At 67.7% G+C, this 16,940-nt stretch carries 14 protein-coding genes; all 14 read left to right on the plus strand.

Annotation, left to right across the window (positions count from 1 at the left end; all coding sequences use genetic code 11):
* Positions 1-7 precede the first annotated feature (7 nt).
* The 14 genes from LZD57_RS18030 to LZD57_RS18095 all read left to right on the plus strand — a co-directional run bounded on the left by LZD57_RS18030 (position 8) and on the right by LZD57_RS18095 (position 16,886).
* Complete coding sequence (locus LZD57_RS18030; RefSeq protein ID WP_233720877.1) at positions 8-949, plus strand: ABC transporter permease; 942 nt, start codon at positions 8-10, stop codon at positions 947-949.
* The gene (locus tag LZD57_RS18035) at positions 949-1,839 is read left to right on the plus strand and encodes an ABC transporter permease (RefSeq protein WP_233720878.1); all 891 of its coding nucleotides are present in this window, start codon (positions 949-951) and stop codon (positions 1,837-1,839) included. Before LZD57_RS18030 ends, LZD57_RS18035 begins: the two co-directional genes overlap by 1 nt.
* Complete coding sequence (locus tag LZD57_RS18040) at positions 1,839-3,524, plus strand: ABC transporter ATP-binding protein (protein WP_233720879.1); 1,686 nt, start codon at positions 1,839-1,841, stop codon at positions 3,522-3,524. The genes LZD57_RS18035 and LZD57_RS18040 overlap by 1 nt, the downstream gene beginning before the upstream one ends.
* The gene (locus LZD57_RS18045; RefSeq protein WP_233720880.1) at positions 3,521-5,041 is read left to right on the plus strand and encodes a M81 family metallopeptidase; all 1,521 of its coding nucleotides are present in this window, start codon (positions 3,521-3,523) and stop codon (positions 5,039-5,041) included. Before LZD57_RS18040 ends, LZD57_RS18045 begins: the two co-directional genes overlap by 4 nt.
* A 55-nt stretch (positions 5,042-5,096) precedes the next feature.
* On the plus strand, positions 5,097-6,263 hold the full coding sequence (locus tag LZD57_RS18050; RefSeq protein WP_233720881.1) for a M20 aminoacylase family protein: 1,167 nt from the start codon (positions 5,097-5,099) through the stop codon (positions 6,261-6,263).
* Between the two features lie 491 nt (positions 6,264-6,754).
* A complete protein-coding gene (locus tag LZD57_RS18055; RefSeq protein WP_255700032.1) occupies positions 6,755-7,894 on the plus strand; it encodes a M20/M25/M40 family metallo-hydrolase in 1,140 nt (379 codons plus the stop codon).
* Positions 7,895-7,928: 34 nt separating this feature from the next.
* Positions 7,929-9,422, plus strand: coding sequence for an amidase (locus LZD57_RS18060; RefSeq protein ID WP_233720882.1), 1,494 nt, complete (start codon positions 7,929-7,931; stop codon positions 9,420-9,422).
* Positions 9,423-9,633: 211 nt separating this feature from the next.
* On the plus strand, positions 9,634-10,626 hold the full coding sequence (locus tag LZD57_RS18065; protein ID WP_233720883.1) for an ABC transporter ATP-binding protein: 993 nt from the start codon (positions 9,634-9,636) through the stop codon (positions 10,624-10,626).
* Between the two features lie 50 nt (positions 10,627-10,676).
* Positions 10,677-11,960, plus strand: coding sequence for an ABC transporter substrate-binding protein (locus tag LZD57_RS18070; protein WP_233720884.1), 1,284 nt, complete (start codon positions 10,677-10,679; stop codon positions 11,958-11,960).
* Positions 11,961-11,976: 16 nt separating this feature from the next.
* Positions 11,977-12,927: an ABC transporter permease gene (locus LZD57_RS18075; RefSeq protein ID WP_420844832.1), complete on the plus strand. Its 951-nt coding sequence runs from the start codon at positions 11,977-11,979 to the stop codon at positions 12,925-12,927.
* Between the two features lie 4 nt (positions 12,928-12,931).
* Complete coding sequence (locus LZD57_RS18080; protein WP_233720886.1) at positions 12,932-13,831, plus strand: ABC transporter permease; 900 nt, start codon at positions 12,932-12,934, stop codon at positions 13,829-13,831.
* A gap of 163 nt (positions 13,832-13,994) precedes the next feature.
* On the plus strand, positions 13,995-14,747 hold the full coding sequence (locus tag LZD57_RS18085; protein WP_233720887.1) for an aspartate/glutamate racemase family protein: 753 nt from the start codon (positions 13,995-13,997) through the stop codon (positions 14,745-14,747).
* Entirely contained in the window at positions 14,744-15,613 is an 870-nt protein-coding gene (locus LZD57_RS18090) for a GNAT family N-acetyltransferase (RefSeq protein WP_233720888.1), read from the plus strand. The genes LZD57_RS18085 and LZD57_RS18090 overlap by 4 nt, the downstream gene beginning before the upstream one ends.
* Before the next feature lie 25 nt (positions 15,614-15,638).
* Positions 15,639-16,886: an amidohydrolase family protein gene (locus tag LZD57_RS18095; protein ID WP_233720889.1), complete on the plus strand. Its 1,248-nt coding sequence runs from the start codon at positions 15,639-15,641 to the stop codon at positions 16,884-16,886.
* Positions 16,887-16,940: the final 54 nt, after the last annotated feature.

Here is a 16,940-nt window from a genome sequence, read left to right on the forward strand (position 1 = left end):
TCGACCCATGCTCGCCTACATCGCACGCCGCATCCTCGCCTCGATCCCCGTGATGATCGTCGTCGCGCTCTTCGTCTTCCTGCTGTTGCGGCTGACGCCCGGCGACCCGGCGGCGATCATCGCCGGCGACATGGCGACCCCCGCGCAGCTCGATCAGATCCGCCAGAGCCTCGGCCTCAACGAGCCGCTCGTCACCCAGTTCGTCACCTGGAGCGGGCAGCTCCTCAGTGGCGACTTCGGCCGCTCGCTGATCTCGAAGACCCCGGTCCTCAGGCTGATCGGCCAGCGGCTCGAGCCGACGCTGAGCCTCGCCATCGTCACCATGCTGATCACCCTTCTCCTGTCGATCCCGATGGGCGTCCTCGCCGCCTGGCGTCACGGCAGCCTGACCGACAGCGCGGTGATGGCGATCTCGGTCCTCGGCTTCTCGATCCCGGTCTTCGTCACCGGCTACATCTTCATCCAGATCTTCGCCATCGATCTCAGGATCTTCCCGGTGCAGGGCTTCAAGAGCATCGGGGAGGGGTTCTGGCCGTTCTTCTCGCGCATCTTCCTGCCGGCCCTGACGCTGGCGACGATCTACATCGCGCTGATCGCCCGCATGACCCGGGCCGCCATGCTCGACGTTCTCGGCGAGGACTACGTGCGCACGGCCCGCGCCAAGGGCCTGTCCGAGCGCGTCGTCCTGTTCCGCCACGCGTTGCGCAACGCCGCGGTGCCGATCCTCACCGTCGTCGGCACGGGCTTCGCGCTGATGATCTCCGGCGTCGTCGTCACCGAGAGCGTCTTCAACATTCCCGGCCTCGGGCGGCTGACCGTCGACGCGATCCTGGCGCGCGACTACCCCGTCATCCAGGCCCTCATCCTTTTGACCAGCGGCATCTACGTCGTCATCAACCTGCTGATCGACATTTCCTACGCCTTCATGGACCCGAGGATCCGCTACTGATGGCCGACAAAGCGACCCTTGCTTCGGCCGAACCGGTCATCCGGCGGAGGTTCCTGCCGCAGATCGCGGTCTCGCGCCTGCGCTTTGCGCCGACGCTGGCGGCGATCTGCCTCGCCCTCATCGTCGTCGCCGCGGTCTTCGCGCCGCTGATCGCGCCCTACGATCCGATCGCGATGAACCCGATGGAGCGGCTGGCGCCGGCGAGCTGGGCGCATCCCTTCGGCACCGATCCTTACGGCCGGGACGTCTTCTCGCGGACGCTTTACGGCGCGCAGATCTCGTTGATCGTCGGGCTCGGGGCGGCCTTCGTCGCCGTCCTCGTCGGCCTGCCGCTCGGGCTTCTCGCCGGTTTCTTCCGCTGGATCGACGCGGTGCTGATGCGGATCATGGACGGGCTGATGGCGATCCCGTCGATCCTCCTCGCCATCGCCATCGTCTCGCTCGCCGGCTCCAGCCTCTGGACCGTCCTCGTCGCCATCACCATTCCGGAGATCCCGCGGGTGGTCCGGCTGGTGCGCTCCGTCGTCCTGTCGGCGCGCGAGGAGCCCTATGTGGAGGCGGCGATCGCCGTCGGCTCCAGCCTTTTCAAGATCATGTGGCGGCATCTGACGCCGAACACCATCGCACCGCTGATCGTCCAGGGCACCTATGTCTGCGCCTCGGCGATCCTGACGGAGGCGATCCTGTCCTTCCTCGGTGCCGGCATCGGCACCGAGACGCCGTCCTGGGGCAACATCATGTCCGAGGGGCGGCTCTACTTCCAGCTGAAGCCCGGCCTCGTCTTCTGGCCCGGCCTGTTCCTGTCGCTCTGCATCCTGTCGATCAACATCCTCGGCGACACGGCGCGCGACGTCATGGACCCGCGGCTCGGCAAGGGGAGGGCCGGCTGATGGACGCATCGAGAATGCCCGAGGCGAAGACCGAGGACGTCCTCGTCGTCGAAGATCTCGTCGTCGAGACGGCGGGCCGCAATTCGGCGAAGATCCTCTCCGGCGTATCGCTGCGCGTGGCGCCCGGCGAGACGGTGTGCCTCGTCGGCGAGAGCGGCTCCGGCAAGTCGGTGACCTCGCTCGCGACGATGGGGCTGTTGCCCAAAGGCGCGCTCATGGCGCGGTCGGGCCGCATCCTGGTCGAGGGCGAGGACGTCCTGACCGCCAGGCCGGCTCGGCTCCGGCAGCTGCGGGCGACGCGCATGTCGATGATCTTCCAGGAGCCGATGACCGCCCTGAACCCCGTTCTGACGATCGAGCGGCAATTGGAGGAGGTTCTGAGCGCCCATTCGCAGATGAGCGCGAAGGAGCGGCGGGACCGGATCCGCGGCATTCTGGAACTCGTCCGCCTGCCCGACGTCGAGCGCATGTGCCGGTCCCATCCGCACCAGCTTTCCGGCGGCCAGCGCCAGCGGGTGATGATCGCCATGGCCCTCGTGCTCGAACCGAAGCTCCTCATCGCCGACGAGCCGACGACGGCGCTCGACGTCACCACCCAGAAGGAGATCCTGAGGCTCATCGCCGAGATCCAGGAGAGGCTCGGCACCTCGGTCCTGTTCATCACCCACGACATGGGCGTCGTCGCCGACATCGCGACGCGGGTCTATGTCATGCGCCACGGCGCGATCGTCGAGGAGGGGCCGATCCAGCGGATTCTCGAAAAGCCGGAACGGGACTACACCCGCGATCTCCTCGCCGCGGTGCCGGCGCTGCATCCGCGCGAGGGGCGGGCGGCGGCCTCCCGCGAGGTGGTCCTGTCGACTTCGGAACTCGGCATGGTCTATCGCCAGCCGTCGCTGTTTCGGAAGCGTCAGGGCACCGTCGCGGCCAAGGACGTCAACATCAAGCTCAAGCGCGGGCGCACCCTCGGGGTCGTCGGCGAGAGCGGCTCCGGCAAGTCTACGGTGGCGCGCTGCGTGATGCGGCTGATCGATCCGACCGAGGGATCGATCCGCCTGCGCGGCGAGGAGATCGTCGGGCTTTCACGCGGGGCGCTGCGGCCGATGCGCAAGCGCATCCAGATGATCTTCCAGGATCCGAACCGCTCGCTCAATCCGCGCCTCACCGTCGGCGACAGCATCACCGAGGGCCCGATCAACTACGGCAGCGAGCCGAGGGCGGCGCGGGAGCGGGCGATGGAACTGCTCGAACTCGTCGGCCTGCCCGCCGACGCCGTCGACCGCCATCCGCATCAGTTCTCCGGCGGCCAGCGCCAACGCATTGCCATCGCCCGGGCGCTCGCGATGGAGCCGGACGTCCTCGTCGCCGACGAGGCGGTCTCGGCCCTCGACGTCTCGGTGCAGGCACAGGTGCTCGACCTCCTCGACGAGATCCAGACGCGACTCGGCATCGCGCTGCTCTTCATCACCCACGATCTCAGGGTCGCCGCCCAGATCTGCGACGAGGTGGTGGTGATGCAGAACGGCCGGGTGGTCGAATACGGGCCGACCGCCGAGGTGCTCGGCAATCCGCGCGAAGCCTATACGCGTCAGCTGATCGAGGCGGCGCCCGGCCGGCACTGGGATTTCCCGAATTTCCGGCCGCTCGCTCCCGGCGGTCCCGGCAGCATCGAGGCGACGGCATGACGGATATCGTCGAACGCGAAGGTGCGCCGCGCATCGCGGTGGGCGGCTTCATGCACGAAACCAACACCTTCGCCCCGACCAAGGCGGCGCTCGACGCCTTCCGGCAAGGCGGCGGCTGGCCGGCGCTCGTGGAAGGGCCCGCCGTCTTCGGGGCGCTGCGAAACGTCAACATGGGCCTTTGCGGTTTCATCGAGGAAGCCGAGCGGCGGGGCTGGGCGCTCCAGCCGACGCTCTGGTGCGCGGCGAGCCCTTCGGCCCACGTCACCGAGGAGGCCTTCGAGACGATTTCGGCCCGCATCCTCGAAGCGATCGAGGCCGCGCTTCCCCTCGACGGCGTCTATCTCGACCTCCACGGCGCGATGGTCACGGAGCATTGCGACGACGGGGAGGGCGAACTGCTGCAAAGGGTGCGAGACCTTATCGGCCCCGACGTGCCGCTGGTCGCCAGCCTCGATCTGCACGGCAACGTCACCGCCCGGATGGTCGAGGCGGCCGACGCCCTCGTCGCCTATCGGACATACCCCCATGTCGACATGGCCGAGACCGGCCGGCGCACGGCGGTCCATCTCGAAAGGCTCCTGTCCGGCGAACGCCACGCGAAAGCCTTCCGTCAGATCCCGTTCCTGATCCCGATCGCCTGGCAGTCGACGGTCATGGAACCGAAGCGTTCGATCTATGCCGAGATCGGAGCGGCCGAGACTGGCCCGGTCGCCTCGCTGTCGTTTCTCTGCGGCTTTCCGGCCGCCGACATCGCCGACTGCGGCCCCTCCGTCCTCGCCTATGGCGAGACGCAGGCGGCCGCCGACAGGGCCGCCGACGACATCGTCCGGCGGATCGAGGCGGCGCGGCCGGCTTTCGCCGGCAAGTCCTACGAGCCGCGCGATGCGGTGCGCGAGGCGATGCGGATTTCAGCCGGTGCCACGAAACCCGTGGTCATCGCCGACACCCAGGACAATCCCGGCGCCGGCGGCGATTCCGACACGACCGGCATGCTGCGGGCATTGGTCGAGGCAGGGGCGGAGCGCGCCGCGATCGGCGTCATCGTCGATCCGGCCGCCGCGAAGGCCGCGCATGAGGCAGGAACCGGCGCTCGCCTGCGGCTGAAACTCGGCGGCGGCTCGCATATCCCCGGCGACGCGCCCTTCGAAGGCGAGTTCGAGGTCGCCGCCCTCTCGGAGGGCGCCTTCGTCGCGCCCGGCGCCTTCTATGGCGGCGCGCGCATGCGGCTGGGGCTGTCGGCCTGCCTGAAGATCGGCGGCGTCCGCGTCGTCGTCGCCTCGCAGAAGGCGCAGATGGCCGATCGCGAAATGTTCCGCTTCGTCGGCATCGAGCCCGAAGCCCAGGCGGTTCTCGTGGTCAAGAGTTCGGTGCATTTCCGCGCCGACTTCGCGCCGATCGCCGAGACGATCCTGGTGGCGACGGCGCCGGGGCCGATGCCGCTGTCTCCCGCATCCCTCCCATTCACGAAGCTTAGGCGAGGTGTCGCCCTCAGCCCCGACGGGCCGGCCCTCCCTTGAACTCATCCGATCGACCGATAACGATGCCGGGCGCGGCGCCCGCAAGGAGACCATGATGACCATCATTCCCGAGATCGCGAGCTTCGCCACCGACCTGACGGCGATCCGCCGCGATCTCCATGCCCATCCGGAGATCGGCTTCGAGGAGGTCCGCACCGCCGGCATCGTCGCCGAGGCGCTGCAATCCTACGGCTTCGACGAGGTCCATACGGGCGTCGGCGGGACCGGCGTCGTCGGCATCCTGAAGGGGACCGGCGGGCAGGGCCGGACGATCGGCCTTCGGGCCGACATGGACGCCCTGCCGATGGACGAGCTGACGAACCTTCCCTACCGCTCGACCAATGCCGGGCGCTTCCATGGCTGCGGCCATGACGGGCACACGACGATGCTCCTCGGTGCGGCGCGGTATCTGGCGGCAAAGCGCGATTTCAAGGGTACGGTGACCTTCGTGTTCCAGCCGGCGGAGGAGGGGCTCGGCGGCGCCCGGGCGATGATCGCCGACCGGCTGTTCGAGCGCTTCCCCTGCGACGAGATCTACGGCATCCACAACAGTCCGATGCTCGCTCTCGGCGAGGTCGGGATCTTTCCGGGCAAGGCGATGGCCGGCGCCAGCTTCTTCGATATCACCGTCAAGGGCCGCGGCAGTCACGGCGCACGGCCGCACGACTCGAAAGACCCGATCGTCATCGCGACGTCGCTGTCCCAGAGTCTGCAGAGCATCGTCAGCCGCAATGTCGATCCGATGCTCCCCGCCGTTCTGTCGATCACCAAGATCCATGCCGGCTCGGCCTACAATGTCGTGCCGGAAAGCGCCGAACTCGGCGGTACCGTCCGGTTCTTCGACGATGCGGTCGGCGACCTCGTCGCCCGCCGCATGCGCGAGATCTGCGCCGGTGCCGCGGCGATGTATCAGTGCGAGATCGACATCGACATCCGCAACGTCTTTTCGGTGCTCGAGAACCACCCGGCCGAGACGGAGGCCATGCGCCTTGCCGCCGTCGACGTCGTCGGCGACGCAGGCGTCCTGACCGAGCCCGCTCCGATGATGGGCAGCGAGGACTTCGCCGACATGCTGCAGGCCGTGCCGGGCGCCTATTGCTGGGTCGGCCACGGCGGGACGATGCCGCTGCACAATCCCGGCTTCATCCTCGACGACGAGATCCTGCCCATCGGCGCCAGCCTGCTCGCCCGGGTGGCCGAGATGCGGCTGGCGGCGGGATGAGAGAGCCGGAGCCTTGCGAATGCACCCATCCGTGGAAGCGTGGCGCGAAGTGACCAGTCCCCCTCATCCTGAGGTGCCGCCAAAGGTGGCCTCGAAGGGCGAGGGGGCCGCGCGGACGGGAACATGCGGCCGGTGGGGTGACAGTACCACACCTAGTCCGGTTTGGCCTGCAGTCGCATGTCACCGACCCCGGTGTGTCACCGCCCCCGGCGTGGAAGAACGCTCGCGGAAATCGAAGCTTCGTCATCCCGGCCCCCGAGCCGGGATCTATTCCAAATCGTCGAACCGGTTTTTCACCGTAGAGGAAACCGGCGTGTTGCCAACGCTTGGCTACAACGATTTCAACGGTTTGGAATGGATCCCGGGTCAAGCCCGGGATGACGAAGGCTTGATGCTGGCGCCCATTCTGCAGCGTCGATACCCGCTTCGACCCGCGAGATCGCACCCCACACCTTGCACAGCCGGCCTGAATCGACGAAACGAGGACCGAAATGACGATCGACGTGAATGCCGTGCCGCTCGATGCGGAGGCGATGCTGAATGGCCTGAAGCGCTGGGTCGAGCTGGAGAGCCCGACCTACGACAAGCCGTCAGTGGACAAGATGACGGCGATGGCGGCGCAGGACATGGAGGATCTCGGCTTTTCGGTCGAGATGATCCCTGGACCAGAGGGTCTTGGCGATTGCGCCAGAGCCGCCTTTCCGCATGAAAACTCTGGCGAGCCCGGCGTTCTGATCATCGGTCATCTCGACACGGTGCATCCGCTGGGAACGCTGGAGAAGCTGCCGTTCCGGCGCGAGGGCAATCGCTGTTGGGGGCCGGGCATCTGCGACATGAAGGGCGGCAACTACGCCGCGATCGGCGCGGTGAAGGCGCTGGCCGACATGGGGGTGAAGACGCCGCTGCCGGTGCACGTGCTTTTGACCTCCGACGAGGAGATCGGCACGCCCGGCACGAGGGCGCTGATCGAGGCGGAAGCGGCCAAGCACAAATACGTCCTCGTTCCCGAACCCGCCTGGGGCCGCAACACCGTCGTCACCGGCCGCTATGCCATCGCCCGCTACCACCTCACCGCCATGGGCCGGCCGAGCCATGCCGGTGCGGCGCTGAAAGCCGGGCAGTCGGCGGTGAAGATGATGGCGAAGGAACTCCTCGCCATCGAGGACATGACCGACGACGACTGCACCTTCTCCGTCTCGGTCGTCCATGGCGGGCAGTGGGTGAACTGCGTGCCGACGGTCTGCCGGGCCGAATGCCTGTCGATGGCCAAGCGCCAGGACGATCTCGACCGCGGCGCGGCGCGGCTGATGGCCTTCGACCGGAGAGAGGCGGACGGCACCGGCTTCTTCGTCGAAAAGAGCGTCGTTCGGCCGGTCTGGGAGGCGAGCGCAGGGACGATGGATCTGTTCGAACGGGCAAAACGCATCGCCGGCGATCTCGGCTTTCCGCTCGCCCATGCTTCGGAGGGCGGCGGCTCGGACGGAAACTTCACCGGCGCGATGGGCCTGCCGACCCTCGACGGCCTCGGCGTCGTCGGCGCCGACGTCCATACGCTGAACGAGCACATCGAGGTGGGCAGCCTCGCCTCGCGCGGCCGGCTGATCGCCGGGCTTCTGGCGGAGCTCGACTGATGGGCGCTCTTCCTCTCCTCGCCGGGGCGCGGCCGTGACGCTTCCGGGCGGCACGTCGGAGGAGAACGCAGCGAAGGGCGGCGTCGTGTCGCCCTTCGCTGCCGCTCATTCGCTGCGGGCGCCGGAGGGCGACATCCCCGCCCTCTGCGCGATGTCCGCCGGCGACCTCGTCGGCGCGATCACGGCAGGGGAGGTTTCGGTCGTCGAGGTCGTTACGGCCTTTCTCGACCGGATCGACGCGATCAACCCCGTCCACAACGCCATCGTCTCCCTCCGACCGCGGGCGGAAGTTCTCGCGGACGCGGCGCGCAAGGACGCCGTGCGCGGAGCGGGGGCCGAAATCGGCCCGCTCTTCGGCCTGCCCGTCGCGATCAAGGACCTCGCCCCGACGAAGGGGCTGACGACCACCTTCGGCTCGCCGATCTTCCGCGACCACGTGCCGGACGAGGACGGGATCTCCACGGCCCGCATCCGCGCTGCCGGCGCGATCGTCATCGGCAAGACCAACACGCCGGAATTCGGTCTCGGCTCCCACACCTTCAACGAGGTGTTCGGCGCGACGGGCAACGCCTTCGACCCGAGCCGCTCGGCCGGCGGATCGAGCGGCGGGGCCGCTGTGGCGCTGGCGACGCGCATGGTGCCCATCGCCGACGGCTCGGACATGGGCGGATCTTTGCGCAATCCCGCCGCCTTCAACAACGTCTACGGCCTGCGCCCCTCCTTCGGGCGGGTGCCGAGCCTGCCGGCCGGCAACGTCTTCGAGGCGCAGCTGGCGACCGACGGCCCGATGGCGCGGAGCGCCGAGGATCTTGCCCTCCTGCTTTCGGTGCAGTCCGGCGCCGATCCGCGCCAGCCGCTGTCTTCTCGCCTCGAAAGCCTGGGCACTTCGCGCTTTTCGCAGGACCGGCCGGTACGCATCGGCTGGCTCGGCGATCTCGGCGGCCATCTCGCCATGGAAGACGGCATCACCGACACCGGCCTCGCAGCTCTCGCGCGGCTACAGGGTGCCGAGACGATGCCATGCGACCTCGGCTTCGACCCCGAGCGGCTGTGGCAGGGCTTCGTCGTCCAGCGGCAGGCGGCGCTCGCCATGCGCTACGGGCCGCTCTTCGACGACCCGACAAAGCGCGACCTGCTGAAGCCCGAGATGCAGTGGGAGATCGAGAATGGTCGCACCCGGTCCGCCCTCGACCTGCACCATGCATTCGAGACCCGCACGGTCCTGCATCTGCGGCTGCTCGATCTGTTCCGCCGCTTCGACGTCCTGGCTCTGCCCGCAGCACAGGTCTGGCCGTTCCCGGTCGACTGGCGTTGGCCGCAGGAGATAGCCGGCCGGAAGATGGACAGCTATCACCGCTGGATGGAATGCGTCGCCTTGGGAACCCTGTCCGGCTGCCCGGTCCTGGCCCTTCCTGCCGGCTTTCGCGACGGGCTCTCCACCGGCGTGCAGATCATCGCGCCGCTCGGCCGCGAGGCGGATCTGATCGACCTCGCCCGGGCCTACGAGGGCCGATCGCCGGCAGTGTGACGTCCTCCGGAGCGGTCTTTCGCCCTGGCGGCTCGTTTCGCCTCGCGTCCTGGTGTTTGCCGGCTTTTTCCTCGCAATGCCGCAGTTTTGAGCATCTTCGCTCGAAATAGGGCGGCCGGCATTGCGGAGAAATGCGGCACCGCCCGGTCTTCGCGAGTTGGCACGGCCGTTGCATTGATCGGCGCGTAACGCCTCATGCGAAAGTCATGCCTTGCCGAACCAAGCCGCCGATCTCGAACTTGCCGCCGTCACCAAGGCCTATGGCGAGACGGTCGCCGTCGACGCCGTCTCCCTGAAGATTCCCGCCGGCACCTATTGCTGCCTGCTCGGGCCGTCCGGTTGCGGCAAGTCCTCGACGCTGCGGATGATCGCCGGCCACGAATTCATCTCCGACGGCGACGTGATGATCGGCGACACGGTGGTCAACGACCTGCCGCCGGCCAAGCGCGGCACGGCGATGATGTTTCAGAACTACGCGCTGTTTCCGCACCTGTCGGTGCGCGAGAACGTCGCCTTCTCGCTGAAGATGGCGGGCGTCGGCAAGACCGAGCGGTTGCGCCGGGCCGACGAACTGCTCGACCTCGTCGACATGACGAAATACGGAGGCCGGCTGCCGAGCCAGCTCTCCGGCGGACAGCAGCAGCGCGTCGCTCTGGCGCGGGCGCTGGTCACCAACCCCACGGTGCTGCTGCTCGACGAGCCGCTGTCCGCGCTCGACCCGTTCCTCAGGATCCGCATGCGGGCCGAGCTGAAGCGCTACCAGCGCGAGTTCGGCATTTCCTTCATCCACGTCACCCACAGCCAGGAGGAGGCGATGGCGCTCGCCGACATGGTGGTGGTGATGAACGACGGCCGGATCGAGCAGGTCGGATCGCCGCGCGAGGTCTTCAACGCGCCGAAGACGACCTTCGTCGCCAAGTTCATGGGCGGCCACAACGTCGTGCCGGAGGGCGGCCGGAAATACGCCGTCAGAGCCGATCGCCTGAAGCTCGCCGCTCCGGCGTCCGCCGGGGCCGCCGACACCGCGACGGTCACCGACGTCGAATATCAGGGCATGACCGTCCATGTGGCGATGACCCGCAGGGACGGCACCGAACTTCTGGCGACCCTGCCGGAAAGCGAATTCGACCGCGCGCCGGTCAAGGTCGGCGACGAGGTCCATGTCGCCTGGCAGCCGTCCGACAGGCACGAACTGGCCGCCTGACCTTCATCCCCTCCCAGTTTTCCAACCATCAGACGGAGTAACCCCGAATCATGACTATCCTGAAGGAAACCCGTGGCGGCATCACCCGCCGGTCGATCCTGAAAGCCTCGGCGGCGCTCGCCGGGGCCGGGGTCGTCACCAAGGTCACCGGCTTTCCGGCGATCGCCCAGGAGAAGGTGACGCTGCGCTATCTGTCGACGGCGGTGAACCAGTCGCCGGCCATCGCCGCGAAGGCCGGCGAGGATCTCGGCATCAACATCGAATACATCGCGGTGACGACGGACGACGTCGCCAAGCGCGTCATCACCCAGCCGAACTCCTTCGATCTCGTCGACACCGAATATTTCGCCCTGCCGAAGCTGCTTCCCTCCGGCAACATCATGGGTCTCGACGCCTCGAAGATCAAACTGTCCGACAAGATCGCCTCGGTGATCCGCAACGGCACTGTCGACGGCAAGAAGGTCGGCCTCGACGGCACGGCGCCGACGGAGGTGCTGTATCTGCCGGACGAGGAGGCGACCGAGTTCGCCGGCGAGGAGACCGGCTTCCTCACCCTCATCCCGACCACCTACAACGCCGATACGCTCGGCATTCGGCCCGATCTCATCGACGGACCGGTCGACAGCTGGGCGGCGCTGCTGGATCCGAAGTTCAAGGGCAAGGCGGCGACGCTGAACATTCCCTCGATCGGCATCATGGACGCGGCGATGGCGATCGAAGCCCGCGGCGACATGAAATACGGCGACAAGGGCAACATGACCCGCGAGGAGATCGACAAGACCATCGCGGTCCTGATCGAGGCCAAGCGCAACGGCCAGTTCCGGGCCTTCTGGACCGACTTCAACGAGAGCGTCAACCTGATGGCCTCCGGCGAGGTGGTCATCCAGTCGATGTGGTCGCCGGCGGTGACGGCCGTGCGCACGCAAGGGATCGAGTGCAAGTACCAGCCGCTGAAGGAAGGGTATCGCGCCTGGGCGTCCGGCTTCGGCCTGCCGGTGGCGATCGGCGACCGCGAGAAGGACGCCGCCTACGAGTTCATCAACTGGTTCCTCTCCGGCTGGGCCGGCGCCCATCTCGCCAAGCAGGGCTACTACACCGCCGTCCTCGAGACCACGAAGGAGGCGATGGAGCCTTATGAGTGGGCCTATTGGTTCGAGGGCAAGCCGGCCGAGAAGGACATCATGAGCCCCGACGGCAAGCTTCTCGAAAAGGCCGGCGCCACCCGCGACGGCGGCTCCTACGACGAGCGCATGGGCGCCGTCGCCTGCTGGAACGCCGTCATGGACGAGAACATCTACATGATCCGCAAGTGGAACGAGTTCATTGCCGCCTGAGGTCATGACCGACACGATGGACGCCTCGACCCGGGTCGGGGCGTCCAATGCCGAAAAAGGCATTTCGAGCGGCGCGAGGAAGCGCCGCACGAGCTGGACTCCTGCCTGGGTGCCCTATGCCCAGGCGGCGCCGCTGGCGCTCGTCTTCTTCCTGTTCTTCATCCTGCCGCTGGTCGCGACCTTCGTCGTGTCCTTTTGGAACTACACCGAATATTCGATCGAGCCGGCCTTCGTCCTGTCGAACTACCAGGACGTGTTCTATGGCTGCTTCTCGGGTTCTCCGGCCCTCTGCACCACCTTCGCGACCTATCTCTCGACGTTGAAATTCGTCGCCATCGTCTGGGTGGCGACGCTTCTGATCGGCTTTACGGTGGCCTATTTCCTGGCCTTCCACATCCGCACCCTGCCGATGCAGATCGCTCTCTTCATGGTCTGCACCATCCCGTTCTGGACCTCGAACGTCATCCGGATGATCTCCTGGATTCCGCTTCTCGGCCGCAACGGCCTCGTCAACGAGATGCTGACCTCGATCGGTCTCGTCGATGCGCCGATCGAGTGGCTGCTCTATTCGGACTTCGCCGTCGCGCTCGCCCTCGTCCACCTCTACACGCTGTTCATGGTGGTGCCGATCTTCAACTCGATGATGCGCATCGACCGCTCGCTGATCGAGGCGGCCTACGACGCCGGCGCCTCCGGCTGGCAGACGCTGACCAACGTCATCATCCCGCTGGTCAAGCCGGGCATCCTGATCGGCTCGATCTTCGTCGTCACCATCGTGACCGGCGACTATCTGACCATCGGCATCATGGGCGGCCAGCAGATCGCCTCGGTCGGCAAGACCATCCAGACCCAGATCAACTTCCTGCAGTTCCCCATCGCTGCCGCCAACGCCATCGTGCTCCTCGCCGTGGTGCTTCTGACGATCTGGGGCATGCTGCGGCTCGTCGACATCCGCAAGGAGCTCTAGAGAGATGACTGCGGGATCCGCTTACCGCGAGGAGAGAAGGCCGCGCTCGTTCTATGCGCTGGCGGTGTTCTTCGCACTCTTCGTGGTCTTCCTCTACGGGCCGGTGGTGACGATCCTCACCCTGTCCTTCCAGGGGCCCTCGGGCGGGCTGACCTTCCCGATGAACGGCTTTTCCTTCTACTGGTTCGAGCGCCTGTGGAGCGGGCGGGGCACGGTCGACATCGGCAGCGCCTTCGAGCGCTCGCTGATGCTGGGGCTGACGGTGATGGTGCTGACCGTCGTCGTCTCGGTGCTGGCGGGGCTCGCCTTTCGCAAGAAGTTCGTCGGCGCGACGCCGCTCTTCTATGTCGCGATTGCCAGTCTCATCGTTCCCTCGATCGTCGTTTCGCTCGGCATCGCGCTGGAATTCCGCATTCTCGACGACGTCTTCCGGCCGGTCCTCGCCTCGATCGGCCTGGTCTCCCGGCGCGGCAATTCGCTCGGCCTGTTCACCTCCGGCCTCGGCGCGCATCTGTCCTGGACGCTGCCCTTCGGCCTGCTGATCATGTTCGCGGTCTTCAACCGGCTGGACAAGAGCTACGAAGAGGCGGCGCGCGATCTCGGCGCCTCGAACTGGCAGAGCTTTTGCCATGTCATCCTGCCGATGATCGCGCCGTTCCTGATCGGCATCTCGCTCTTCGGCTTCACGCTGTCCTGGGACGAGATCGCCCGGTCCAGTCAGGCCATGGGCTCGACGAACACGCTGCCGCTCGAACTGGCGGCGCTGACGACGACGGTGACCACCCCGGAAATCTATGCTCTCGGAACGTCCGTCACCGCGGTGTCCTTCACCGTCATCTTCGGGACGCTCGCCGCCTTCGTGCTTTTGCAGAGGCGCAGACGGCTGCGCGCGCTCGCCGAATGAGCGTGCGACCGGGTCTTTGCGAAATCGGATCGCCCGCGTGACAAATTCGCCGCCCCGAAATCGTGCGGATGCCGTATGAGTTTCCTCGTCGCGACTTGCCGGCGGGCCTAACGCCTTGGCGGCGAAGGTCGGACTGGGACCATCAGCCATCTGAGGAGGCCCCTTGCGGATCTCGATCGTCAATCCGAACTCCACCCGGTCGATGACCGAGACGATCGCCCTCGCGGCGCGCCAAGCGGCGGCGCGGGGCACTGAAATCCTCGCCTATCAGAACGACGCCGGGCCTGTCTCGATCGAAGGCCACGTCGACGGCGCGCTCGCCGTACCGGGGCTCCTCCACGCCCTCGCCATCGCCGAGCGGGACGGGGCCGACGCCCATATCATCGCCTGTTTCGACGACACCGGCCTCGAGGCGGCACGCTCGGTGCTCGAATGCCCGGTGATCGGCATCGGCGAGGCGGCGGCGCGGATGGCGACGCTGGTGGCCCGGCGCTTCTCGGTGGTCACCACCCTGTCGGTCTCCGTGCCGATCCTCGAAGACAACCTCGTTCGAGCCGGCCTCGCCTCCCTCTGCGCCAGCGTGCGCGCATCGGAACTCCCGGTGCTCGCCCTCGAAGCCGATCCCGGGGCGGCGATGGCGAAGATTTCCGAGGAGATCGCCCTCGCCATCACCGAGGATGGCGCGGAGGCGATCGTGCTCGGCTGTGCCGGAATGGCGGACTTCGCCGAAGCCTTGTCGCGGGAGCATGGCGTGCCGGTGGTCGAGGGCGTTTCGGCCGCGGTCAAGCTCATGGAGGGGGCGGCGGCCCTCGGCCTGAAGACCGCCAAGCGCGGCGGCTACGGCGCGCCACGCGAAAAGCACCAGGGATTCGCCTATCCGGAAGGCATGGTCGCGCAGGCGAGGGAGCCCGCATGAGAGCGGTCGAAGCGGGCTCGCCCCGCCTCGACGTCCGCGTCATGAGCGAGGCCGAGGTGGCGCTCGCGGTGGAATGGGCCGCCGCCGAGGGATGGAACCCCGGCCTCTGCGACGCCGAAGCCTTCCGCGCCGCCGATCCCGACGGGTTCCTGATGGCTTTCCTCGACGGCCAGCCGACCGCCGCGATCTCCGTCGTGGCCTATGGCGAAACCCATGGCTTCCTCGGCTTTTTCATCGTCCGTCCGGAGCTACGCGGTCGCGGCATCGGCTTTTCGCTCTGGCAGGCGGGCATGGCGCGGCTGGCCGGACGCTCCGTCGGTCTCGACGGCGTCGTCGACCAGCAGGCGAATTACGCAAGATCGGGCTTCGTCTTCCGGCATCGGAACGTCCGATACGAAGGCCCGGTGCCGCGTGCCGTCGAGGCGCCCGATGATACGCGGCCGGTGACGCAGGACGATTTCGAGCGACTGGCGCACTTCGACGCCGCTCGTTTCGGCACCGAGCGCCCGCAGTTTCTGGCGGCCTGGCTCGCCGCTCCCGGCCACGTCGCCAGGATCGTCGAGCGACCGGATGGCGCGTCGGCCGGCTATGGCGTCATCCGTCCATGCCGTGTGGGTTTCAAGATCGGGCCGCTCTTCGCAGAGACGCCCGAAATCGCCTCCAGCCTCTTCGATGCGCTGGTGCGCAGCGTCCCGCCCGACGAGGCGGTCGTCCTCGACGTTCCCGAGCCGAACGGCGCCGCCGTCGCCTTGGCGGAGACACGCGGCCTTGCACCGGTCTTCGAGACGGCCCGCATGGTCAGGGGCGCGGCGCCGTCCCTGCCGCTCGACGAGATCTTCGGCGTCACCAGTTTTGAGCTCGGCTGAGCGTCCGGCGGGCCAGGCGGAGAGAATGGCGACGTTCGACTTCATCCTCAGAAAGGCCCGGATCGGCGGACGCGACGAGCCGGTCGACATCGGCGTCGCGAAAGGCCGGATCGCCGCGATCGAGACGGCCCTGCCGCAGGGCGCGCCGGAGCGCCCGGCGAACGGACGGTTCGTCTGCACGGGCCTCGTCGACGCCCACATCCATCTCGACAAGGCCGGGATTCTCGGCCGCTGCCCGATCTGCGACGGGACGCTGAAGGAGGCGGTGTCGCTCACCGCCGAAGCCAAGGCCGATTTCACGCCGCAGGACGTCTACGCGCGGGCCGAGACGGTCCTCGAAGCGGCGATCGTCAACGGCACCGTGGCGATGCGCAGCTTCGTCGAGACCGATCCGCGCGTCGGCCTCGCCTCCTTCGAAGCGCTCGTCCAGCTGAAGCGCGACCATGCCGCGATGATCGACCTCGACCTCTGTGCCTTCGCGCAGGAGGGGCTCACCCAGGAGATGGCGACCCACGACCTGCTGATCGCCGCGCTGGAGCAAGGGGCGTCGAGCGTCGGCGGCTGCCCCTATACCGATCCCGATCCGGTCCGGCACATCGATCTGATCCTCGACCTCGCCGAGCGGTTCGACGTGCCGGCGGACTTTCACATCGACTTCGATCTCGATCCGGACGGTTCGGACCTTCCGAGCCTGATCGCGGCGACCCGCCGGCGAGGTCTTCAGGGCCGCGTCTCGATCGGCCATGCCAGCAAGCTGTCGGCGATGGCGCCGGACGAGTTCCAAGACCTCGCGGAGCAACTCGCCGGGGCGGATATCGGCGTCGTCGTCCTGCCGGCGACGGATCTCTATCTGATGGGTCGCGGCGCCGACCGCCTCGCCCCCCGGGGCATGGCGCGCGCGGATCTCCTCGCCGCCGCAGGCGTCCGCACCGCGGTCGCCACCAACAACGTCCTCAACCCCTTCACGCCCTTCGGCGACGCCTCGCTGATCCGCATGGCCAATCTCTTCGCCAACGTCGCGCAGATCGGCGCCGACGAGGAGATCGCCCGGAGCTTTGCCATGGTGAGCGACGGCGCCGCGTCGGTGGTCGGCCTATCGCGGCCGTCGGCACCGGCGGTCGGCGCCCCGGCCGATCTCCTCATCCTCGACGCGGCGAGTGCGGTCGATGCGGTCCGCCGCATCGCCCAGCCCGTCGCCGGCTGGAAGGCCGGCCGGCAGACCTTCGAACGGCCGCTGCCGCGACTGTTTCGCGGCGACGCCGACGGTGGGTGACGGCCGGCCACGGCGGCGGTCCGACGTCCTTCCCGCCGCCACTTCCCATCCTCG

The organism is Jiella avicenniae, from assembly GCF_021390325.1.
Lineage (GTDB): Bacteria > Pseudomonadota > Alphaproteobacteria > Rhizobiales > Rhizobiaceae > Jiella > Jiella avicenniae.